The organism is Streptomyces sp. NBC_00539 (assembly GCF_036346105.1).
Classification (GTDB): Bacteria; Actinomycetota; Actinomycetes; order Streptomycetales; family Streptomycetaceae; genus Streptomyces.
Window position 1 is genome coordinate 1,362,063 of the sequence record NZ_CP107811.1, and the last position, 20,978, is coordinate 1,383,040.

The window sequence follows — 20,978 nt, forward strand, 5'->3', positions numbered from 1 at the left end:
CCCGCGGCCCCCTCAGCCCCTCGTGAGCTTCTCCCACTCCCCCCGGTCCGGCCCCACCGCGTTCGGCGCGTAGTGCGGCCGGTCCGCCAGCCACCGCGCCACCCGCGCCCGGACCTCCGGATCCGCGTACGCCCGTTCCGGCGGTTCGACCAGATGCCGCACCCGTGCCCGCGCCCGCATCACCTCCGGATCCTCCAGCGCGCACTCGAACAGTGCGGCCACCTCCCGCGCGGTCCCCGTACGCCCCGCCCTCGTCGCGAACCGCTCACCGATGGCCGCGTCCGCGACCACCTGGAAGTCGAACCAGGGCTTCAAGGTCCGCACCGCCCACGCGTGGTACCCGGCGGCGAACCCGGGCGACCCGGGGTCCAGGTGCAGGGTGCGCGCCACCCGGCTCGCGGCCCACAGGGTCAGCGAAGTTCCCTGCCCCAGCGTGGGGTTGGTGTGGGTGATGGCGTCCCCGACGGGAACCAGCCCGCTCACCACCGGTCCCCGCTCGTCGCTCAGCGCGCTCCACCGGTTGTCCAGGCTCGCGGTGGCCAGTACCTCCGACAGCGGCTCCGCGCCCAGCCGCAGCCACGCCTCCCCCGGTGGGAAGGCCCGCGCCGCGGCCTCGAAGACGGCCGGGTCGCGCAGCGCCGAGCGCGTGGGGTCCTCGGTGTGCACGAACAGGGTGACGGCGAAGACCCGGTTGTCGGCGGGGAAGACGGCGCACCCGGCGAAGGCGCCGCCGGTGACGGCCCACGGACGGCGCGGCCCCTCCGCCGGCCCGCCCGGCAGCCGGTACCAGCGGCAGAAGTAGGCCAGCCCGGTGCGGTGCCGCTCCACCACCGGCGGCCGGCAGCCCGCCGCGGCCAGCCACCGCTCGGTGGCGCCGCGCCGCCCGCCCGCGTCGACGACCAGGTCCCCCTCGTACGTGCCGGCCACGGAGGTGACGCCCGTGACCCGGCTCCCCTGGAACCGGAGGCCGGTGACCGGCTCCCCGTAGCGCGCGACGACGCCCGGCTCGGCGCGCAGGGCGGTGGCCATGGCGCTCTCCAGCAGGATGCGCCGGGCCTGGATCATGACGAGGTCGTCGTCGCCGGGTCGCGTCGGCGGGCGTTCGTCGAACCAGTCGAGCTCGCTGCGCTCGCGCGCCCCCAGCCGCAGCATCTCGGCGTACACGTCGGGCAGTTCGCCGCGCAGTACGGTGCGTGCCGCGCCGAGCAGGGCGTGCGGCTGGGTGGCCTGGGGCACGGTGGGTCGGCGCCAGCCGAAGAAGTCGCGGTCGAGGGCGGTACCGGGGGCGCGGGAATCGCGTTCGAAGAGCTCGACGCTGTGTCCCCGCCGGGACGCGAGCAGCGCGGTCGCCTGCCCGCCGATCCCCCCGCCGATGACCAGTACGTGTGCCATGGAGCCCCCCTGAGCCGACGAACCGTACGACGATCAGACCGCCCAGAGCCTGCACGGGCCGGCCCCCACCGAAACCCCCGCACGGTTGTCCGAATCCGGCCCCGCGAGCCCGCCCGCGAGACCGTTCCTTCCCACGGGTATCCGAGGGGACAGACCTTCCGAACGGGCAGCCGCCTCGAACCGTCAGCCGTCAGCCGTCAGCCGTCAGCCGTCCCGAACGAGTCGACGTCCCGTACGGCCATACGTCCCGAACGGCCGGAGCCGTGCGCCGGGGGCTGCGCTCAATCCGAGTCCCCCCGGTACGCCCGCAGCGCCCTGCGGGTCTCCGCCTCGACCAGGTCGGCGTTCAACGCCGCCGCGGCCCGCACGCCCTGCGCGGCGGCGCCCGCCAGCTGCTCCGTCGGCGCGGTGACGTTGCCGGCCGCCCACACCCCCGCCAGCGCCGTCGCCCCGGTCTCCGGGTCCGAGGCCACGCACGTGCCGAGTTCCACCCCGTCCCGCTGGACGGTGGTCAGGGGCAGCCCGAGGCTGGTCAGCACCCCGGCGCGGGCGGTGAAACGCGGCGCGACCACCAGGGCCCGGCAGGGCTGCACGGCCGCCCCTCCCGCCAGGAGCACGCCGCTCAGCCGGTCGTCCGCGTCGACGACCAGCCCCGTCACCTCCCCCTCGGCCACAGCGACCCCCCGCGCGGCGAGCAGCTCCCGCTCCCCGGTGCCCGGCCGCCAAGTGTGGGCCAGCAGCGTCACCCGGTCGCTCCACTGCCGCCACAGCAGGGCCTGGTGCACGGAGAGCGGCCCGGTCCGGGAAGCGGCGAGCACCGCCAGCGGCAGGTCCCGCACCTCCCAGCCGTGGCAGTACGGGCAGTGCAGCACGTCCCGCCCCCACCGGGCCCGCAGACCCGGCACGGGCGGCAGCTCGTCCACCAGCCCGGTGGCCACCAGCAGCCGCCTGGCCCGCGCCACCGAGCCGTCACCGCAGCGGACCAGGAACCCCCCGCCGGGCTCCCGGTCGGCGGCGATGGCGGTCCCGGCCGCCCCGCTGCGGATCTCGGCGCCGTAGCCGGCCGCCTCGGCCCGCCCCCGCTCCAGCAGTCCGGCCGGGCTCTCGCCGTCGTGTCCGAGGTAGCCGTGCAGGCGGGCCGCGGGGGCGTTGCGCGGGCTGCCCGCGTCCAGCACCAGGACCGAGCGCCTGGCCCGGGCCAGGGTCAGCGTCCCCGCCAGTCCGGCGGTCCCGCCGCCCACGACCACCACGTCGAACCGTCCCGCCCTCACCTTGTCCATGGGGCCGAGCGTGCGCCGGAGGCGGCCCGCTTGACAAATGAGGTTGCCGAACCGGCAAATGGAGGCATGCCCCCCGATGACCAGGAGCCGGCCCGGGACCTCGCCGGCGTCATCACCGCCGTCGGCCCCCGGCTGCGCGCGCTGCGCCGTCGGCGCGGCACGACGTTGGCACAGCTCAGCGAGGCCACCGGCATTTCGATGTCCACGCTGTCGCGGCTGGAGTCGGGGCAGCGCCGGCCCACGCTGGAGCTGCTGCTCCCGCTGGCCAGGGCCCACCGGGTGGCGCTGGACGACCTCGTCGGGGCGCCGGACACCGGGGATCCCCGGATCCGCGCGCGCCCCTTCGTCCGGCACGGCTGCACCTACGTACCGCTGTCCCGCGACTTCGGCGGGGTGCACGCGTTCAAGATGATCCTGCCGCCGAGCGACCCGTCGCAGGCCCTGCCCGAGCCGAAGGTCCACGAGGGCTACGAGTGGCTGTACGTACTGTCGGGCCGGGTCCGGCTGCTGCTGGGCGCGCACGACCTCGTCCTCACGGCGGGCGAGGCCGCCGAGTTCGACACGCGCACGCCGCACGCCTTCTTCAACGCGGGCCCGCAGCCCGCCGAGTTCCTCAGCCTGTTCGGCCCCCAGGGCGAGCGGATCCACGTCCGCGCCCGCCCCACCACCGTCTCCCCGGAAGGACGCCCATGAGCAACCAGCGCCCCGAACGCGCCGTCCCGCAGCCCAACGCGGTGGTCGGCGTCGGCCTCGTCGTGGTCGCCGAAGACGGCCGGATCCTGCTCGGCCAGGCCCACGACGGCCGCTGGGAGCTGCCGGGCGGCAAGGTGGACCCCGGGGAGGGCTTCGAGCAGGCCGCGGCCCGGGAGCTCGCTGAGGAAACGGCACTGCGGGCGGCGCCGGGGGACATCCAGGTGCTGGGCGTCCAGATCGACGCACGCTCCGGCCTGACCCGTCTGACGGCCGCCGCCGTCACCCACGCCGCCGAGGGCACCCCCGCCGTGACCGAGCCCCACAAGATCGCCCGCTGGTCCTGGTTCGCCCCGGCCGAGATCCCCTCCGCCCTCTACGCCCCCTCGGCGGCGGTCCTGCGCACCTGGCGTCCCGACCTCACCCCGGCGCTCCCCCACGTCCCCTCGCACGACTACCTCGCCACTCCGCACGAAGCGCGCTGAGGGCCCGCGCCGCGCGCCCGCCGGGGATCCCGGGACAGCCCTCAGGCCGGGGCCGGGCGGGGGGCGAAGTTGCCCTCCGCCAGGTCCTCCGCCAGGAGGCGCTTGGCGATGGCGTCCGCCGCCGCGCGCAGTGCCGCGCTGCGGGGCCGGCCGCCGTCGCGCTCCAGCCGGTCGCCCAGCCAGTCCGCCCACGCCAGGGAGATCACGCCGGCCTCCCGCTCCCCCGCCGGGGTGAGCGAGAAGAAGACGCCCTCGCGGCTCAGGTAGCCCTCCTCCACCATCCGGTCGAAGACCGGCAGCAACACCTCCGGCGGCAGCGACCGACGGGCCGCGACGAGGCCGATGCTCGCGTGCCCGACCGTCCGGGTCAGCAGGTCGACCTGCATCACCGTCCACGCCCCGGCGATGTCCAGCCGGGTGTCGCTGCCGTTCACGATCGCGCGCGCCGTGTCGGGGCCCATGCCCCGTACGAGATTGCCGACCGCCAGCTCCAGCAGCTTGGCCGAGTCCCCCGAGGCCGTGACCGGTGAGGCGAAGCCCTCGCCCATGTCCGTGGACGACGCCCGGGCGCTGTCGCGCAGCCGGACCTGCTTGAGGAACAGTGCGACGACGAAGCCCAGCGCCGCCACCGGCACCGTCCACAGGAACACCGTGTGCAGGGCATGCGCGTACGCGTCGATGACCGGCCCGGCGGCGGCCGGGTCCAGCCCGTGCACACCGTGCGGGCTGCGGGCGGCCTCGCCCAGCCGGGCCGGGTCCAGGCCGGTGGCGCGCGCCGCCTGTGCCACGCCCGTCGCGAGGCGGGGCGCGAGGGTGTTCGCGTAGATGGTGCCGAAGACCGCCGTGCCGAAACAGCTGCCGAGCGTACGGAAGAACGTGACGCCGGAGGTGGCAGTGCCGAGATCGCGGTAGTCGACGGTGTTCTGCACGGCGATCGTCAGGACCTGCATGCACAGTCCGATGCCGGCGCCGAGGACGAACATGTACAGCGACTCCAGCCAGGCGCCGGTGCCGGGCCCCATCAGGGACAGCAGGTACAGCCCGGCGCCCATCACCGCGGAGCCCACGATGGGGAAGATCCGGTAGTGCCCGGTCTTGGAGGTGACGTTGCCGCTGAACACGGAGGCGATCAGCAGCCCGATGACCAGCGGCAGGGTCCGTACGCCCGACACCGTGGCCGAATCCCCGTCCACGTACTGCAAGTAGGTGGGGAGGAACGTCATGGCGCCGAGCATCGCGAACCCCACGACGAAGCTGAGCACCGAGCAGACCGAGAAGACCGGGTTGCGGAACAGCCGCATCGGCAGCATCGGTTCGGCGGCCCGCGTCTCGACCACGCAGAACAGCGCGAGGGCCGCGGCGCCGCCCGCGAAGAGGCCGAGGATCACCGCCGAGCCCCACGCGTACTCGTTGCCGCCCCAACTGGTGGCGAGGATCAGGGCGCTCGCGCCGACCGCGACCAGCGCGATGCCCGGGTAGTCGATGCGGGGCCTGCCCGCCGCCCGGACCGAGGGGATCGTCCGGGCCGCGGCGATCACCACCAGGATCGCGATCGGGACGTTGACGTAGAAGGCCCAGCGCCAGCTCAGATGGTCGGTGAACAGCCCGCCGAGCAGCGGCCCGATGACGGTGGCGACGCCGAAGACCGCGCCGATCGCCCCCTGGTACTTGCCGCGTTCGCGCAGCGGCACCACATCGGCGATCAGGGCCATCGAGGTGACCATCAGGCCGCCCGCACCGACGCCCTGGAGGCCCCGCCACAGGATCAGCATCGTCATGTTGCCGGACAGTCCGCACAGGAACGAGCCGGTGATGAAGACGACGGTCGAGATCTGGAAGACGAGTTTGCGCCCGAAGAGGTCGCCGAACTTGCCGACCAGGACCGTCGCGACGGTCTCGGCCAGGAGGTAGGCGGTCACCACCCACGACATGTGGGCCGCGCCGCCGAGGTCCGCCACGATCGTCGGCAGCGCGGTGCCCACGATGGTCTGGTCCAGCGCCGCCAGCAGGACGCCCAGCATGATCGTGCCGAAGACGACGTTGCGCCGCCGCCGGTCGGGCACGGGTGGTGCGGCGCCTACGGCGGGGGCAGTGGTCACACCTCGCACTCTCACAGCGCCCCCGCCCGGCCGCATGCGGCACGGGGCCGTGCGGGTGACGCGGAACCCGGATCAGCGCAGGTAGGCCAGGCCCGGGTGCTCCGCCGCGTACCCGTCGAGGAGCCGTCTGGCCACGGTCACCGAGTCCACCAGCGGGTGCAGGGCGAAGGCTTTGACCGCGTCCGCGCGCGAGCCGCTCGCCGCTGCGGCCAGGACCTCCCGCTCGACGGCCTTGACCGAGGTCACCAGTCCCACGGCGTGCAGCGGAAGCGGGTCGACGGCCACCGGGTGGGCGCCTCCCGCGTCCACCAGGCAGGGCACCTCGATGACCGCCTCCGCGTCGAGCACGCCGAGGGTGGAGCCGTTGGGCACGTTGAGGATCAGGGTGGCCCGCTCGTTGCGGGCGATGGCCCGCATCAGGGCGAGCGCCACCTTCTCGTACCCGCCGGACTCCAGGTCGCTCTCGTCGCGCGCGCCCACGCCGGCCGCCTCCCGGTTCTCGGCCATGTACGTGGCCTCCCGCTCGGCCCGGGTCCGGTCCCAGGCGGCCAGCGCCGACCCGGGTGCCTGCCCCGGCTGCCCGGCCCGGGCGTAGAACTCGCGCTGCTGGTCGCGCAGGAAGGCGCCGCGGGTCTGCCGGGCGTCCAGGTAACCGCGTACCGTCTCGCGGTTGAAGTAGTAGTAGTGCAGGTACTCGTTCGGGATCGCGCCGAGCGAGCGCAGCCATTGCGGCCCGAAGAGCCGACCCTCCTCGAAGGACTCCAGCGCCTTGGTGTCGGCCAGCAGCCGGGGCAGTTCGTCCCGGCCCGCCACGCGCAGGCCCCGGATCCAGCCCAGGTGGTTCAGGCCGACGTAGTCGATCCACGCCTCCTCGGGCCGGACCCCCAAGAGGCGCGCGAGGCGCCGGCCGAGGCCCACCGGGGAGTCGCAGATGCCGATGACCCGGTGTCCGAGCACCTCGGCCATCGCCTCGGTGACCAGCCCGGCCGGGTTGGTGAAGTTGATGACCCAGGCGTCCGGGGCGACGCGGGCGATCCTGCGGGCGATCTCCCGGACCACCGGCACGGTGCGCAGGCCGTACGCCACCCCGCCCGCGCCCACCGTCTCCTGGCCGAGGACTCCCTCGGCGAGGGCGATCCGCTCGTCGGCGGCACGTCCCTCCAGACCGCCGACGCGGATGGCGGAGAAGACGAAGTCGGCTCCCCGCAGGGCCTCGTCGAGGTCGTCGGTGGCGGCGACGGACGGGGCGTCCGGTACCCCGGCGGCCTGGTCGGCGAGGACCCGGGCCATGGCGGTGAGCCGGGCCGGGTCCTCGTCGTAGAGGGTCACGTGGGTCACCCTGCCCTCGGCGCGGTCGCCGAGGAGTGCCCCGTAGACGAGCGGTACGCGGAAGCCGCCCCCGCCGAGGATGGTCAGCCGCACGTCCCTACCGCCCTTCGCCAGTGCCACGATCGGCGACACGGCGGCCGGGACCCCCCTTGGGTCGGCGCGGCGCGGCACGCGATCAAGGCTTCCAGTGTCCCCCGCCGGGGGTGCCCGCGGGGGCACCCCGGCCGCGGCTTTGGCCGGTACCGGTCCCCCGGCACCGGTGCCCGAGCGCCGGTACCAGCCCCGAGCGCCGGTACCAGCCCCGAGCGCCGGTACCAGTCCCGGGCGCCGGTGTCAGTCCCCGAGCGACGGCACCGCGCGCAGCCGCGCGCCCTGCTGGTGCGCGAAGCCCTGGCCGGGCCCGACGGGTCCGGCCGGCCGGCCCTGCGGCGTGGAGAGGATCAGGGTGATCCGGGTGAGCCCCATCGCGTCCAGCATCCGGCTGGACTCCGCCACCATCCGGCAGCGCACCACACCCCAGCCGGGATCCGGATGGCGCACCGTGCGCACCGCCCCGTCCTGTTCGGCGGCGTCGGCGCCGTGGGTGCTGAGCCAGTGCGGGACGCCGTAGCGGTAGGCGGCCTCCATGAACGGGTCACGGGCCACTTCCTGACGGATGCTCCGCAGCCCCTCGTCGTCGGGGGCAGCGGCCAGCGCGGTCGCGAACCGGGCCAGCAGCGGGACGCACCAGGCCGGTTCGTGGTCCTCCAGCACGGCGGCGGCGTCCGGGTGGAACAGGACGAAGCGCAGGAAGTTGTCGTCCGGCAGGGCGGTGGGGTGCGGGCGCACCGTCTGGAAGAGCTTGTCGAAGGCCGAGTTGGTCAGGGCCACGTCCCAGCGGTGGTCCACCAGGAAGCTCGGGTAGGGCACGGCTTCCATGAGGGCCGCGTAGTCGCACAGGTAGTCGCGCTGGGCAGGGTCCTCGGGCAGCCGGTTCTCCTCGGCGGCCCGCCAGGTGGGCGGCGGGTCCCGGTCGACCATGACGCGGAACAGCCAGAAGCACTGCCGCTCGCTCATTTCCAAAGCCTCGGCCAGGGCGAGCAGTTTGCGGTCGGTCCATTCCTTTACCAGACCGCGTTCCCAATTGCCGTACGCGCGCACGCTGATGCGCAATCGTGCGGCGAGGTCCTCCTGGCTCAGGCCCAGTTCCTCGCGGCGCTGGCGCAAAAGCTCCTTGCGTCGCTCCGACCGCACTGCGCCACGGGCCGAGTCGTCGCCCGTCAGGCGTTCCTCGCCGGCTCGGGCGAGGCCATCGGACGGGCCCACCGCTGCGAGATGTGGCACCGAGAGCTCCCCCTCCTCACGGTCTGGATCTTCATTTCCGTGTGGCGATCCTGCTACCGACTTCATTCGAGTGTCAACTATTGTGGCAATTCCAGCCTTGAGACAGCTCATTCCCGCCACAGCTGTGGCAAGTTCTGGTCCTCCGGGGGGAGACCGGATAGATTCCCTGGGGCCGACCCCGTGCCCGTATTGACCCCGCGCGATCTAGGAGAACCACTGGTGACAGACGGCTTCCCGGCTCCCGTCGCGGTGGCCAACGCGTCTCTGGCAGCCACCGTCACGAGGGTCGCCGAACTCGCGGGCAAGATGGGCCGCGACGTGAACCAGGTATTCGACCTCCGTCGGCTCTCCGAGGCCTCAGGTGTCCCGACGGACGTGATCAAAACCCTGCTTGACGGCCGGCGGGCCGGCGAACCCGATCTGCAGACCCGCTTCCTCCAGCGGCTGGACCTGCTCCGGCGCACCCGGGTCAAACCCAACGGCCGCCGCTACACCCAGCAGGAGATCGCGGACGGAGCCGGCATGTCCCGGCAGCAGGCCGGCGCCCTCATCAACGGCGACCGGCGGCCCACGATGGAGCACTGCGACGCGATCCAGCGCTTCTTCGGCGTGCACGCCGGCTTCCTCACCGCCCACGACGCCGACGCCCTCACCGACGCCCTCCAGCGCACCGAGCAGCAGCTGCTCCAGGACTTCGCCGGACGCGAGCGCGAAACCGTACCCGCCGAGGCCGCTTCGGCGGGCGATCCGCTGGCAAGACTCCTGCAGAACCACGGTGTCCGGGGCATCGCCTGGCGCGCCGCCCAACTGCCCAGCGACAAGCACCGGGACAAGGTGACCGAATGGCTGGACATGCTCCTCGAAAGCGTCAAACCGAACGAATCATGACCCAGTCGAAAAGCCTGGATCTGATCCTTGAGTCCTGATCCGGATCCGCGCCGACGGGGAGAACGGTGAGCATAGGCAGAGAGCAGCGGCGGTTGTGCGCGGAGCTGGTGGCCGGCATCAAGCTGACCGCCCCCGTGGAGCCCGTGGACCTCTACGCCGCGCTCTGCGAGGGCATGAGCAGACAACGGAGCCGACCGGTGGAGTTCCGGATGGCCGCGTTCCCCGAAGGGACGGCCAGCGGGCTGTGGCTCGACCTGGCGCACCGCGACCTGATCGTCATCGAGGAACGCACGGCGCCGGACCACCAGTTGGTGATCCTGGGTCACGAACTGTGGCACATGAAGGCCGGCCACTGCAGCCACCACGTCGACGGCGCCGCCGTCGCCGCGCGGCTGCTGGCCGACGAGGCCGACATCGGCGAGACGGTCCGCCGCGTCGCCGCCCGCACCCGTGCCGACGTCCGGGAGGAGACGGAGGCGGAGACCTTCGGGCTGCTGCTCGGCAGCCGGTGCCGGAACTGGCTGGCCGGATCCGGCGGTCACCGCGCTCCGGCGCAACGGGACCAGCTCGCGGGCAGGATCGAAACGTCCCTCGGCTACCGGGGGCACAGGAACGAGCTTTGAACGGACAGGACTACTACATCCCCGCGGTGGCCATGGCGGTCTCCGTCGCGTTCAAGGTGCCGGCCCTGCGGGCCGACTGGCGCGATCCGCTGCTGCGTTCGGTGTGCGCCCTGCTGACGCTGGCCGGGGCGGTGTTCACCTTCGCCGCCCCGCCGACCATCGCGGCCGTCAACCGCTGGACCGGTGTCCCCAACTTCTCGGCCCCGCTGGTGTACTGCCTCATCACCGCGTTCAGCGCCTCCTGCCTGGTACTGATCTTCAACTGGCGCGGTGGCGAGCCCGAGGAGATCCGGCGCACCTCCCGCCGCTGGATCTCCGGCTACTCGGTGGTGATCGGCACGATCATCGTCGTGTACGCGCTCGGCTCCGCCCCGGTGGAGCGGCTGCGCGACTTCGACACGTACTACGCCAACACCCCGTACATCCGGTTGATGATCGCCGCCTACCTGCTGGCGCACAACGTGGCCGCGATCACGATGACGGCCATGTGCTGGCGCTGGGCCCTCCAGGTCCGCGGCTGGCTGCGCACCGGCCTGTTCATCATCGTCGGCGGCTACGTGTTCAGCCTCGCCTACGACGCCGCCAAGATGTCGGCGGTCGTCGCCCGCTGGAGCGGCCACGACCTGGACGACCTCAGCACCCTCGTGGCCCCGCCGCTCGCCTCCATGGGCGCGCTCGTCAGCGCCACCGGCTTCGTGCTGCCGCTGCTGTGCCAGCACCTCTCCGACAGCTGGCGCACCTGGTCGACGTACCGGCGCCTGGGCACCCTCTGGCACGAGATGCAGAGCACCGCGCCCGCCGGAACCCCCTCGGTCCGCATGTCCTGGTGGTCACCGGCCGAAATCCGGATGATCCAGCGGGAGTCGGACATCCACGACGGCTTCCTGCGTCTGGGGCCCTGCTTCGACCGCCGCCGCCGGGACCTCGCCTACGCGCAGGCCCGCGCGGACGGCGCCGACGAGGCCACGGCCCGCGCCGTGGCCGACGCCGCGATGGTGGCGGCGGCCGTGCGCACCAGCGCCACCGCCCCCGGGGGGACCGTCGGCGCGGACGGAGCGGAGCGGGTCCACGTCACGGCCGACGGGCCGCGCGACCTCGTACGCATCTCCCACGCCTTGCGGCACTCGCCCCTGGTGGCGGCGGCACGACGGCAGGCCGCCGCCGTACCGGGACTCTGACGCCGGGGCCTGGCCCGCCGCCCGCCGCGCCGCTCACCACCTACCGCGCCGCCTACCGCACCGCCTACCGCGCCGCCGCGACCGTCACCGCCGGGAAGAGGTCCTCGAACGGCCCGGCCGAATCTGAGCCGTCCCGGCCGTACGGCGCGTCGAAGCTCCACACCATGAACAGCAGGAACACGATCAGCGCGCTGAACAGCCCCGCCAGCAGCAGCTCCCGGCCCGAACGCCGGATCTGGAGCGTGAAGATCAGCCCGACCGTGACCACCCCGCCCACCAGCAGTCCGAACCACACCACCCCCGGCAGCGTGGACTCGTCGCTCTGCATCCGCGAGTGCCGGGCGTCGTCGGCCGCCGCGATGTGGTCGAGCAGCGGCTGGTAGGCCTGCGCCTGGAGTTCGGTGGCCGGGCTCTGGTGGGTGACGTCGGAGCGCAGCGTGCCGAGCAGCTTCGCGCCCTCCGTGGAGGCGGCCTGGCCGGAGGTGAGGCGCGGCCAGTCGACGCTCACGGTGTGGGAGACGTACGCGTCCACCTCCCCGCGGATCCGGTCGCGCACCGGGGCCGGGTAGACGTCGGCGCGCTGGGTGACCTCGTACAGCGACTGCGCCTCGCGCCGCACGCTGTCCTCGGCGGAGCCGCGCGCCTCCCAGACACCGGCGATGGCCAGGCCCAGCACGATCGCGTAGACCACGCCGACCATCATCGTCATGTACTCGATGACGTCGGGGGTTTCGCTGGTGTCCTCGTCCTCCGCGACCCGGCGGTGCCGGAGCAGGGTGCAGGCGAGGACGAGGGCGCAGACGAGCGCCATGGCGATGGCCAGGACCAGCCATTCGGACACGAGGGTTCTCCCGTTCGAGGGTCGCAGAAGTGGAAGGGCTACCGGGCGCTCTTGGAGCGGGGGCGCAGCGCGGCGGCGGCGAGCACGGCCGGGGTCGTGACGACGACCATCAGCATCATGGTGGACATGCCGTTCGGGCCCCTGCGCTCAAGGGCCGACGAGTGGTACGCCGGCACGTGGAAGCGGGTCACGGGTGCGGCGGCGGCCCTGCGCGGGGGCGGGGCGGAAGCCTTGGCCGGCGCCGCCTGCGCCCGTGACCCGGCAGCCGCCCGGACCGGCGGCGGCTGCGCCCCCTCCCCCGGCGCCTCCGGCCGGGCCGGGAGGCCGGGAGCCTGCCCGGCGTGGTGCACGGTCGGCCGCCGCTCACCGGGCGCCGTCACCCGTACCGAAGGCTCCGGGGTGACCGTCGGCGCCTTCGGTGCGGAAGGCTGCCGCGCGTGCCCGGCGGGCACGCAGACGTCGACCCGGGCGCCGTGGCCCGCGCCGTCGTCGGCGACCGCCACATGGCCGTGCAGCGGGCACAGCGCGCCCAGCATCCCGGCCCCGGCGACGTACTGCCAAGCGGTCACCACGCGACTGGTCCTCCCGATCCGTTTCGGCAGCAGCCTGCCGTGGATACAGCGGCTGCTCTTGAAGAAACGATCACGGCCCGGCTTCGACACGCGTGGGCGGATACACGAAGGGCGCGACCCGGTGGGTCGCGCCCTGTCATGCCTGCGTTCGGCCTCAGGCCTCCGGGGAGCCGCCGAAGCGCTCGCGGTAGGACTCCAGGTCCTCCTCGGTCACCCGGGCGAAGAGCACCGGCGGCACGGTGAACGGCGTACCCGCCGGGACCGCGTCCAGCGACCTGGCCTGCTCCGGGGTGACCCACGTGGCCGTGTCGTCGGCGAGCGCGAACGCGGAGCGCATGGCGCGCGCCGAGGCCGGGATGAACGGCTCGGAGACCACCGAGTAGAGGTGGATGAGGTTCATCGCGGTGCGCAGCGTGAGCGCCGCGCCCTCCAGGTCGGTCTTGACTTCCAGCCAGGGGGCCTTCTCGTCGAGGTACGCGTTGCCGGCCGACCACAGGGCGCGCAGCGCGGCCGCCGCCTTGCGGTACTGGAGGGACTCCATGTGGCCCTCGTACTCGGCCAGCAGCTCGGCGATCTGCTCGCCGAGCTTGGCCTCGACCTCGCCGGCCGGGCTGCCCGCCGGGACCTCGTCGCCGAACTTCTTGCGCGAGAAGGTCAGCACACGGTTGACGAAGTTGCCGAGCGTGCCGCCGAGGTCCTTGTTGACGGTGGCGGCGAAGTGCTCCCACGTGAAGGACGAGTCGTCGGACTCGGGGGCGTTGGCGATGAGGAAGTAGCGCCAGAAGTCGGCCGGGAGGATCTCCAGCGCCTGGTCGGTGAAGACGCCGCGCTTCTGGGAGGTGGAGAACTTGCCGCCGTAGTACGTCAGCCAGTTGAAGGCCTTGACGTAGTCGACCTTCTTCCACGGCTCGCGGGTGCCGAGCTCGGTGGCGGGGAACATCACCGTGTGGAACGGGACGTTGTCCTTGGCCATGAACTGCGTGTAGCGCACGTCCTCGGCCTCGTACCACCAGGACTTGTAGTCGCGGTTCGCCGGGTCGGCGTCCGCCCACTCCTTGGTGGAGGCGATGTACTCGATCGGCGCGTCGAACCAGACGTAGAAGACCTTGCCGTCCGCGGCGAGCTCGGGCCAGGTGTCGGCGGGGACGGGGACGCCCCAGTCGAGGTCGCGGGTGATCGCGCGGTCGTGTAGGCCCTCGGTCAGCCACTTGCGGGCGATGGAGGAGGCCAGCTGCGGCCACTCCTCCTCGTGTTCCGCCACCCAGGCCTCGACCTCGTGCTGGAGCTTGGACTGGAGGAGGAAGAGGTGCTTGGTCTCGCGGACCTCCAGGTCCGTGGAGCCGGAGATGGCCGAGCGCGGCTCGATGAGGTCCGTGGGGTCCAGGACGCGGGTGCAGTTCTCGCACTGGTCGCCGCGGGCCTTGTCGTAGCCGCAGTGCGGGCAGGTGCCCTCGACGTAGCGGTCCGGCAGGAAGCGCCCGTCGACCGGGGAGTACACCTGGCGGATCGCGCGCTCCTCGATGAAGCCGTTCTCCTGGAGGCGGCGCGCGAAGTGCTGGGTGATCTCGGCGTTCTGCTGCGAGGAACTGCGGCCGAAGTAGTCGAAGGACAGCTCGAAGCCGTCGTAGACCGCCTTCTGGGCGTCGTGCGCCTGCGCACAGAACTCGGCGACCGACAGGCCCGCCGCCTTGGCGGCGAGTTCGGCCGGGGTGCCGTGCTCGTCGGTGGCGCAGATGTAGAGGACGTCGTGGCCGCGCTGGCGGAGGTACCGGGAGTACACATCCGCCGGAAGCATCGACCCGACCATGTTGCCCAGGTGCTTGATCCCGTTGATGTAGGGAAGCGCGCTGGTGATCAGGTGTCGAGCCATCCTCGGATGCTCCATTTCATATGTGCGGTATGTGCGGTGACAACGGGCCGTGACGGACTGTGATGCTGTTCATCGTATCGAACCGCCGATAGGCCCGGCGCCCCGTTATTCCACGGGTGGACGTCACGCAAAAGCGAGGGAAGTGACCTCTGCGTCACGGCCCTCGCGCCGGGGTCATGTTACAGGCGCGACGGCGGCGTCCCGGACCCGTGACCGCAGCGTGGGACGCGGGCGGACGGCCGGCCGTCCCACGGCGTCGACGGCGTTTTGCCGGGTGGGAGCGCCCGCCGGGGGGCATATGCGTGTGCGCTGGTTGAGCCGTCACCCGATCGAAGGAGATCACGAGTCGATCGTCACCGAACGCTTTGCTTCCAGGTTTCCTCTCTGCGCCCACCGAATGCGCCCGCGCTGACAGGCTGACGGCAATGACACCGGGCAGACGAGAGCCGCGAAGGACGCTCGGCGTACGGGGGCGGGGCAGGGCAGGGCACGGCGAAGAGGGTTCAGGGCCTCCGGCGGATTTCAGCGGGTTCAGGGGACGAGGTGGAGCGGTGAGCGATGGCGGACCCGAGGAGTCCGGGGGTGCCGTGGGACTGCCGAGCCGGCGACGGCAGCCGACTCCCATGACCCAGTGGGACCCGCCCGCACGCCTGTCCTATTGGGCCTTCCATACCAATCGGCGGCCGGCCTACATGCGTTTCGCGTATCTTCAGCTCGGCTCCGACGCGGCCGCCGAGGACGCGGTGGACGCCACCTTCGACTCGATCATGAACGAGTGGCTCCGGATGCTTCACATGGACCGCCTCGACGCCTACGCCTGGACCGTCCTCAAGCAACGGATCGTCGACCGCCAGCACCGCCGCACGCCCTGCCCCGAACCGATGGACATCAGCGCCTTCGAGGCGGCCCTCAAGGAGGTCCACACCGACCAGTACGAGGTACTGACCGACACCATCCGCTTCTACTCGGCCGTCTCCCGGCTCGCCGAGCGGCAGCGGGACGCGGTACTGCTGCGCTACGGGCTCCAGTGCAGCCCCGGTGAGGCGGCAGCCGTGATGGGCGTCGACGAGGCCACGGTCCGTTCGCAGCTCGGGCAGGCCCACCGTCGGCTCGCCCGCCTGCTCGACGCGTCCGCCGAATCATGAGGCCGCGAGAAGGCCGGGACTGCGACGGCACCCCCCGCTCCCTGACCGAGTTCCTGAGCCGGGCGAGCGTGCGCGACCGCTACCCGCACTACGACCTCGGCGCGGCGGAGGCCCGGCTGCTGCGCCTCCCGCGCACCGGGATGGGCCACGCCCACGGCCACGCCAACGGCCGCTCCCGCCGCCGTTCCGGCTACGGCTGGAGCGACCCGGTGCGGGACGTGCCGCTCGACGCCGAGCGGGCCCGACGCGACCTCAAGGCCGTGTGCCTGGCCGTCGTCTGCGAACCGAAGGCCGAGGCCCGGCTCCGCTCCTTCACCGACCGCGGCCACACCGACCTCGTCGGGGCCGTGGTCTTCGGATGCCTCCTGCACCTGGCCGGGATGCGCGAAGGCGCCCGCTTCTGGTGGCAGTTCGCCGCCGGTTCGGGCCGCGCACGCACCGCGCCCGCCGCGTACTGCCTCTTCCTCGACCACTCGCGGCGGGGCGAGCACCACGACGCCCGGGTGTGGGCTGTCGAACTCGGCCGCCGCGGGTTCCGGCCGGGCGGCCGACGCGACCTGCGCGAGGTGCGGCTGTGCGCGCAGGCGGCCGTGCTGCGCTACGTCGACCAGCTCGACGACCCCGACCTGGGCCCGGTGCCGCTGCCGAAGCCGGGGCTGCCGTCGGTGATCACCGCGTTCCGGCCCCCGGCGGTGCCCGCGGAGCCCACCCGGATCGGCGTCGGCCCGCTGCGCCACCCGTCGCTGACCGCCGCGGCCCGCGCCGGCGGCCGCTCCGCCGGCCCCGGGGAGGCGTTGGCGGAGGCCCGCCGCGCCCTCGCCGTCGTACGGGTACTGGAACGGCATCCGCTGGGGGTACGGGCCGGCCGGCTCGCGCGGGAGGCGGGGCTGGCGGAGGCGGAGCTGCGGCCCCTCCTTTCGATGCTGTGCGAGGAGGAGTACGCGTACCGCCCGGCCGCCGGGGTCTACGGCCGGGGGCCGGCCCTCGACCGGCTCGCCGGCCCGGGCCGCGCGGGCCTCGCGGAGCAGCTGCAGCGGACCCTGGCGCTGGCGCGGGACAGCGCGGGCGCCGCCGTCTACCTCAGCCGGTACGCCGAGGGGGAGGTCCGGATCACGCAGATGGCGGACGGGCCCGGGGCGCCGCCGGTGCGGGAGTGGGTGGATTTCCGGGCCGCCGCGCACGCCAGCGCCGTCGGCAAGTGCCTGCTCACCCAGCTCGACCACGACCGGCGGGCCGATCACGTGGCCCGGCACCGCCCGGCCCGGCTCACCCCGCAGACCATCACCGACAGCCGGGTCCTGTTCAGCGCCCTGGACGCGGTGGCCCCGGGCGCCCCCGTCTTCGACCTGCGCGAGTACTCCCCCGGGGTCGTCTGCGCGGCCGTCCCGATCGCGGCGGGCGACGCCGCCGGCAGCCTCGCCCTCTCGCTCCCGGCCACCCATGCGCACCGGCTGCGGCACGCCACCGAGGCGCTGCGCCGCAAGGCCGTCCCGGTGCTCCTGGCCCTGCTCCTGACGGGGGCCATCCCCCCGGACGCCCCCGGCGCGGGGGCCCCGGCGGAGCCGGTGAGCGGGCCCGTGCCGCAGCAGGCGGGCGCCGCGGGGATCACCCCCGAGGTCCTGCGCCACCTGCGGAACCTGTTCCGTACGCCGCTGACGGGGGCGGGGAGCGCGGCCGCCCCCGAGGGCCCGCACCTGGTCAGCGACCCGGCCTCGGCGGCCGCGTACCTCTTCGACGCCGCCTCGGACGGCGGGCAGCCGCGCCTGGCCCTGCCGCAGACCTTCGGACCCGTCAGCCCGGGCACCCTGTCCGCGGCGGGGGGCCTGGTGGTGCTGCGGGCCTGGGACAGGGCGTAGGCCCCGTCGTCAGCCGCCCGGGGTGAAGGAGTCCAGGGCGGCGTCGAAGTGGCTGCGGGCCTCGCCGAGCCGGCCGACGGGGGCGGAGACCCAGACGTCGTACATGCGGCCGTTCTCGTCCCAGCAGAGGTCGAAGGTGTGCCTGGCCCCCTCGGCCGTGGTGAAGCCGTTCCAGGTGAACTCCCAGAGGGCGGCGGGCAGTCCGTTGTGGGTGGTGGCCACGACCGTGCCGCCGCGGTAGCCCGGGTTGGTGTCGGGGCCGTCCGCGTCGGAGGCCCTCATGACGGCGAGCGGGCCGCCGGAGGCAGCCGGCGTCGTCTTGATGCCGATGCGGAACGCGCCGTCCGGGGACACGTAGATGACGCGCTGGTCATCGGTGCTGCGCTGGTAGCCCTGGGGCACGGCCAGGCTGAAACCCTGCGGGTCGGCCACGGTCCGGTAACCGGCGGGTGCCCGCTTGGCGCTCGCGGCGGCCGGCTTGGAGTTCGGCGGCGGGGCCGGGGCGGAGGGGGTCGGGGTCGAAGGGGTGGTGTCCGGGGCCCGGGGGGACGTGGGGCCGGCGTTCGCGGGAACCGGAGAGACCACCGTGGCGGCGGAGGGGCCCGACCCCGCCCGCCCGGCCGGTTCCGCCGTCCCGCCCCGGAGCAGCGACGTCACGGCCAAGGTGGCCACCACGGCCACGGCGACGAGTGCGGCCGCCAGCCCGGCCCGCATCCCCGGCCCCATCGCCCGCGCCGGAACGACGGTGGCGGGCCCGGGCGGAAGGGAGTCGACGGGCCCGGGCGGGACGGCGTCGACGGGCCCGGGCGGGACGGCGTCGGCGGGCCCGGGGCCAGGGGGAGGCACGGCGAGGGGCACCAAGGGCACCCGTCCCGTGGTCACGTACGCCGACAGCAGCCGCTCCGCCTCGGCCGCCCCCAGCCGGCGCTCCGGATCGCGCTCCAGCAGTCCCCGTACGACCGGCAGCAGCGGCCCCGCCTGCGCCGGCGGCCGGATGTCGGCGTAGACGACGGCGTGCAGGACCCCGCCGAGCGAGTCCCGGTGGAACGGCGACTCCCCGGTCAGCGCCGCGCACAGCAGCACGCCGAGCGACCACAGGTCGGAGGCCGGACCGGCCGCCGCGCCCTGCATCCGCTCGGGCGAGGTGTACTCGGGCGAGCCGACGAACGCGCCGGTCTCGCTGATCGTGGTGACCCCGGCCAGGTGGGCGATGCCGAAGTCCGTGAGCACCACCCGGCCCGTGCCGGCCTCCATCAGGACGTTCGCCGGTTTGACGTCCCGGTGCAGCACGCCTCGCGCGTGCGCCGCGCCGAGCGCGCCCAGCAGTGCGAGACCGGTCCGCGCCGTCTCCTCCACGCTCAGCGGGCCTTTGGCGGCAAGCCGGTCGGCGAGCGAGCCGCCGTCGACGAGTTCCATCACGATGTGCGGGCGGCCCTCGTGTTCCACCACGTCGTGGACCACGACGACGTGCGGGTGCCTGACCTGCGCGACCGTACGGGCTTCCCGCAGGGCGCCGCCGGCCTCGCGGCCGCCGTCGAGGTGCAGCTCCTTGACGGCGACGGCCCGGCCGAGCAACTCGTCCTCGGCCCGCCACACCGTCCCCATCCCACCCCGCCCCAGCCGCTTGTCCAGGCGGTAACGCCCGCCGATCACAGCACTGTTGCGCGACTCGCCCTGCGACACGTTCTCCCCCTAGACCCGTCCACGGCCATGATGCCGCACCGGCAACCGTCAGGGGGATCGGGCGGCGCAGCCGTCGTGTCGGTCATGTGTCGGTGGCCGTCGGTCAGTTGTCAGCGGTGCCTGGAACCTTGGGGAGGACCGGCCGGGTGTCCATCCGGCAGGCGGTTCAAGAGGGGGATTCCTCATGCATGACGTGGTGATCGTGGGCGGTGGCCCGGTGGGTCTGTTCCTGGCGTGCGAGCTCGGTCTGGCCGGCTGCTCGGTCCTGGTGCTGGAGCGGGAGCCGGAGCCCGGCTCCCCGTTCAAGGCGGAGCCGCTCGGGTTGCGGGGTCTGAGCGCCGCCTCTGTCGAGGCGTTCTACCGGAGGGGGATGCTGGACCGGCTGTTGACGGTGGCGACCGTTCCCGACGGCTTCGGCGCGGACCCCGCTCAGGCGCCGACACCCCCTCGTCGCGGTGGCCACTTCGCCGGCATGATGCTTGACGGGGCCAAGTTCGACGACAGCACCCTGCCGTTCCGGCTTCCCAGCCCGGCGTCCGCGGGGCTGCTGACGAGCCTCGAAGCAGTCGAGGCGGTGCTGTCCGAGCAGGCGTCGAAGCTCGGCGTGGACGTCAGGCGCGGCGTCACGGTCTCCTCCCTCACCCATGACGACGAGGGCGTGGTCGCCCGAGCCGGCGCGGACGAGTACCCGGCGCGCTGGCTCGTCGGCTGCGACGGCGGACGCAGTACGGTGCGCAGGCTCGCCGGCTTCGACTTCGTCGGCACCGAGCCGCAGTTCACCGGCTACCGGTTGCACGCCGCCGTCGTCGATCCCGAGAAGCTGCGGTACGGGTTCAACCTGACGCCGACGGGCATGTACCTCCAGCTCGGCGAGGGGAACATCGGCATCATGGACTTCGACGGCGGCGCGTTCGACCGCTCGCAGGAGCCGACCCGCGAGCACCTCCAGGCCGTTCTGCGCCGGGTGTCCGGCACCGACGTGACGCTGGGCGAGGTCCATCTCGCCTCGACCTTCACCGACCGGGCGATGCAGACGACGACCTACCGGCGCGGCCGGGTCCTGCTCGCGGGCGACGCCGCGCACATCCACTCCCCCCTCGGCGGTCAGGGGCTCAACACGGGCATCGGCGACGCCGTGAACCTGGGCTGGAAGCTCGCGGCCACCGTGCTCGGGCAGGCCCCCGACGGGCTTCTCGACACCTACACCCGCGAGCGTCATCCGATCGGTGCGAAGGTGCTCGACTGGTCCCGCGCCCAGGTGGCGATCATGAGCCCGGACCCGCACGCCCAGGCGATCCAAGCGGTGGTCCGCGACCTGCTCTCGACCGTTGACGGAACCACCTACGTGCTCGACAGGATCTCGGGAACGTCGGTCCGGTACGACCTCGGCGCCGAGCACCCGCTCATCGGCCGCAGCGCCCCGGACCTCCGCCTCGAGGACGGCCCCGCTCTCGGCGACCTGATGGAGGACGGACGGGGCCTCCTGCTCGATTTCAGCGCCGGCGGATGCCTGAGCGGTCCGGCGAGTGCCTGGGAGAGCCGGATACGGTACGCGGCCGGGCCGGCCAGGAACGACCTCGGGGTGGGTGCCGTGCTCGTCCGGCCCGACGGCGTGGTCGCCTGGGCGGGCGATCGCCGGCCTGACCGCGAAGCGTTCGAGCGGGCGGCCGCCCGGTGGTTCGTCACTCCGGCCACCCACTGAGCGGCCCGGAACGCAGAAGAAC

At 73.6% G+C, this 20,978-nt stretch carries 16 protein-coding genes and 1 pseudogene; 8 read left to right on the plus strand and 9 right to left on the minus strand.

Features of this window, described 5'->3' with window-relative positions; genetic code table 11:
* Positions 1-12: 12 nt before the first annotated feature.
* Complete coding sequence (locus OG861_RS06095) at positions 13-1,392, minus strand: NAD(P)/FAD-dependent oxidoreductase (protein ID WP_330261407.1); 1,380 nt, start codon at positions 1,390-1,392, stop codon at positions 13-15.
* A 281-nt stretch (positions 1,393-1,673) separates the two neighbouring features.
* Positions 1,674-2,672 carry an NAD(P)/FAD-dependent oxidoreductase gene (locus OG861_RS06100; protein ID WP_330261408.1) on the minus strand — a complete coding sequence of 333 codons (999 nt, stop codon included), beginning with the start codon at positions 2,670-2,672 and terminating at the stop codon, positions 1,674-1,676.
* A gap of 66 nt (positions 2,673-2,738) precedes the next feature.
* Here OG861_RS06100 and OG861_RS06105 point away from each other — a divergent pair, with 66 nt between their 5' ends.
* Together OG861_RS06105 and OG861_RS06110 are read left to right on the plus strand one after the other, a co-directional pair.
* On the plus strand, positions 2,739-3,365 hold the full coding sequence (locus tag OG861_RS06105; RefSeq protein WP_329199731.1) for a helix-turn-helix domain-containing protein: 627 nt from the start codon (positions 2,739-2,741) through the stop codon (positions 3,363-3,365).
* Positions 3,362-3,847, plus strand: a complete 486-nt coding sequence (locus OG861_RS06110; RefSeq protein WP_329199729.1) for a nucleotide triphosphate diphosphatase NUDT15 — start codon at positions 3,362-3,364, stop codon at positions 3,845-3,847. Before OG861_RS06105 ends, OG861_RS06110 begins: the two co-directional genes overlap by 4 nt.
* A 41-nt stretch (positions 3,848-3,888) precedes the next feature.
* Here the strand turns inward: OG861_RS06110 and OG861_RS06115 are convergent, their stop codons facing one another.
* From OG861_RS06115 to OG861_RS06125, 3 genes are all read right to left on the minus strand, one after another.
* On the minus strand, positions 3,889-5,982 hold the full coding sequence (locus OG861_RS06115) for an MDR family MFS transporter (protein WP_330261409.1): 2,094 nt from the start codon (positions 5,980-5,982) through the stop codon (positions 3,889-3,891).
* 36 nt (positions 5,983-6,018) lie between these two features.
* Entirely contained in the window at positions 6,019-7,368 is a 1,350-nt protein-coding gene (locus tag OG861_RS06120; protein WP_329202556.1) for a 6-phospho-beta-glucosidase, read from the minus strand.
* A 240-nt stretch (positions 7,369-7,608) separates the two neighbouring features.
* Entirely contained in the window at positions 7,609-8,598 is a 990-nt protein-coding gene (locus OG861_RS06125) for a helix-turn-helix domain-containing protein (RefSeq protein WP_329199725.1), read from the minus strand.
* Between the two features lie 219 nt (positions 8,599-8,817).
* On the opposite strand from OG861_RS06125, the gene OG861_RS06130 reads away from it, so the two are divergent.
* The 3 genes from OG861_RS06130 (at position 8,818) to OG861_RS06140 (ending at position 11,287) form a co-directional block, all read left to right on the plus strand.
* Positions 8,818-9,486, plus strand: coding sequence for a helix-turn-helix domain-containing protein (locus OG861_RS06130; protein WP_329199723.1), 669 nt, complete (start codon positions 8,818-8,820; stop codon positions 9,484-9,486).
* A 65-nt stretch (positions 9,487-9,551) separates the two neighbouring features.
* Positions 9,552-10,109: a toxin-antitoxin system, toxin component gene (locus OG861_RS06135; RefSeq protein WP_329199722.1), complete on the plus strand. Its 558-nt coding sequence runs from the start codon at positions 9,552-9,554 to the stop codon at positions 10,107-10,109.
* Positions 10,106-11,287 (plus strand): MAB_1171c family putative transporter, encoded by a 1,182-nt coding sequence (locus OG861_RS06140; RefSeq protein WP_329199721.1) that lies wholly within the window; start codon positions 10,106-10,108, stop codon positions 11,285-11,287. The genes OG861_RS06135 and OG861_RS06140 overlap by 4 nt, the downstream gene beginning before the upstream one ends.
* 64 nt (positions 11,288-11,351) lie before the next feature.
* Here the strand turns inward: OG861_RS06140 and OG861_RS06145 are convergent, their stop codons facing one another.
* From OG861_RS06145 to metG, 3 genes are all read right to left on the minus strand, one after another.
* Positions 11,352-12,128 carry a bestrophin-like domain gene (locus OG861_RS06145; protein WP_329199719.1) on the minus strand — a complete coding sequence of 259 codons (777 nt, stop codon included), beginning with the start codon at positions 12,126-12,128 and terminating at the stop codon, positions 11,352-11,354.
* A gap of 38 nt (positions 12,129-12,166) precedes the next feature.
* Positions 12,167-12,700, minus strand: a complete 534-nt coding sequence (locus OG861_RS06150; protein WP_329199717.1) for a hypothetical protein — start codon at positions 12,698-12,700, stop codon at positions 12,167-12,169.
* Between the two features lie 154 nt (positions 12,701-12,854).
* Positions 12,855-14,570 carry a methionine--tRNA ligase gene (metG, locus tag OG861_RS06155; protein WP_329199715.1) on the minus strand — a complete coding sequence of 572 codons (1,716 nt, stop codon included), beginning with the start codon at positions 14,568-14,570 and terminating at the stop codon, positions 12,855-12,857.
* A gap of 692 nt (positions 14,571-15,262) precedes the next feature.
* On the opposite strand from metG, the gene OG861_RS06160 reads away from it, so the two are divergent.
* Both OG861_RS06160 and OG861_RS06165 read left to right on the plus strand, forming a co-directional pair.
* A complete protein-coding gene (locus tag OG861_RS06160; RefSeq protein WP_229873781.1) occupies positions 15,263-15,715 on the plus strand; it encodes an RNA polymerase sigma factor in 453 nt (150 codons plus the stop codon).
* Between the two features lie 794 nt (positions 15,716-16,509).
* A pseudogene (locus OG861_RS06165) lies at positions 16,510-17,229 on the plus strand (IclR family transcriptional regulator domain-containing protein); the annotation flags it as partial.
* Positions 17,230-17,580: 351 nt separating this feature from the next.
* Here the strand turns inward: OG861_RS06165 and OG861_RS06170 are convergent.
* The gene (locus OG861_RS06170; protein ID WP_330261410.1) at positions 17,581-19,254 is read right to left on the minus strand and encodes a serine/threonine-protein kinase; all 1,674 of its coding nucleotides are present in this window, start codon (positions 19,252-19,254) and stop codon (positions 17,581-17,583) included.
* Between the two features lie 184 nt (positions 19,255-19,438).
* On the opposite strand from OG861_RS06170, the gene OG861_RS06175 reads away from it, so the two are divergent.
* A complete protein-coding gene (locus OG861_RS06175; RefSeq protein WP_330261411.1) occupies positions 19,439-20,956 on the plus strand; it encodes an FAD-dependent oxidoreductase in 1,518 nt (505 codons plus the stop codon).
* Positions 20,957-20,978 lie beyond the last annotated feature (22 nt).

Excerpts from the sequence above, each read along its gene's own strand:
- OG861_RS06095 (WP_330261407.1), bottom strand. The coding sequence starts at position 1,392 with ATGGCACACGTACTGGTCATCGGCGGGGGGATCGGCGGGCAGGCGACC.
- OG861_RS06100 (WP_330261408.1), bottom strand. The coding sequence starts at position 2,672 with ATGGACAAGGTGAGGGCGGGACGGTTCGACGTGGTGGTCGTGGGCGGC.
- OG861_RS06105 (WP_329199731.1), top strand. The coding sequence starts at position 2,739 with ATGCCCCCCGATGACCAGGAGCCGGCCCGGGACCTCGCCGGCGTCATC.
- OG861_RS06110 (WP_329199729.1), top strand. The coding sequence starts at position 3,362 with ATGAGCAACCAGCGCCCCGAACGCGCCGTCCCGCAGCCCAACGCGGTG.
- OG861_RS06115 (WP_330261409.1), bottom strand. The coding sequence starts at position 5,982 with ATGCGGCCGGGCGGGGGCGCTGTGAGAGTGCGAGGTGTGACCACTGCC.
- metG (WP_329199715.1), bottom strand. The coding sequence starts at position 14,570 with ATGGCTCGACACCTGATCACCAGCGCGCTTCCCTACATCAACGGGATC.
- OG861_RS06160 (WP_229873781.1), top strand. The coding sequence starts at position 15,263 with ATGCGTTTCGCGTATCTTCAGCTCGGCTCCGACGCGGCCGCCGAGGAC.
- OG861_RS06175 (WP_330261411.1), top strand. The coding sequence starts at position 19,439 with ATGCATGACGTGGTGATCGTGGGCGGTGGCCCGGTGGGTCTGTTCCTG.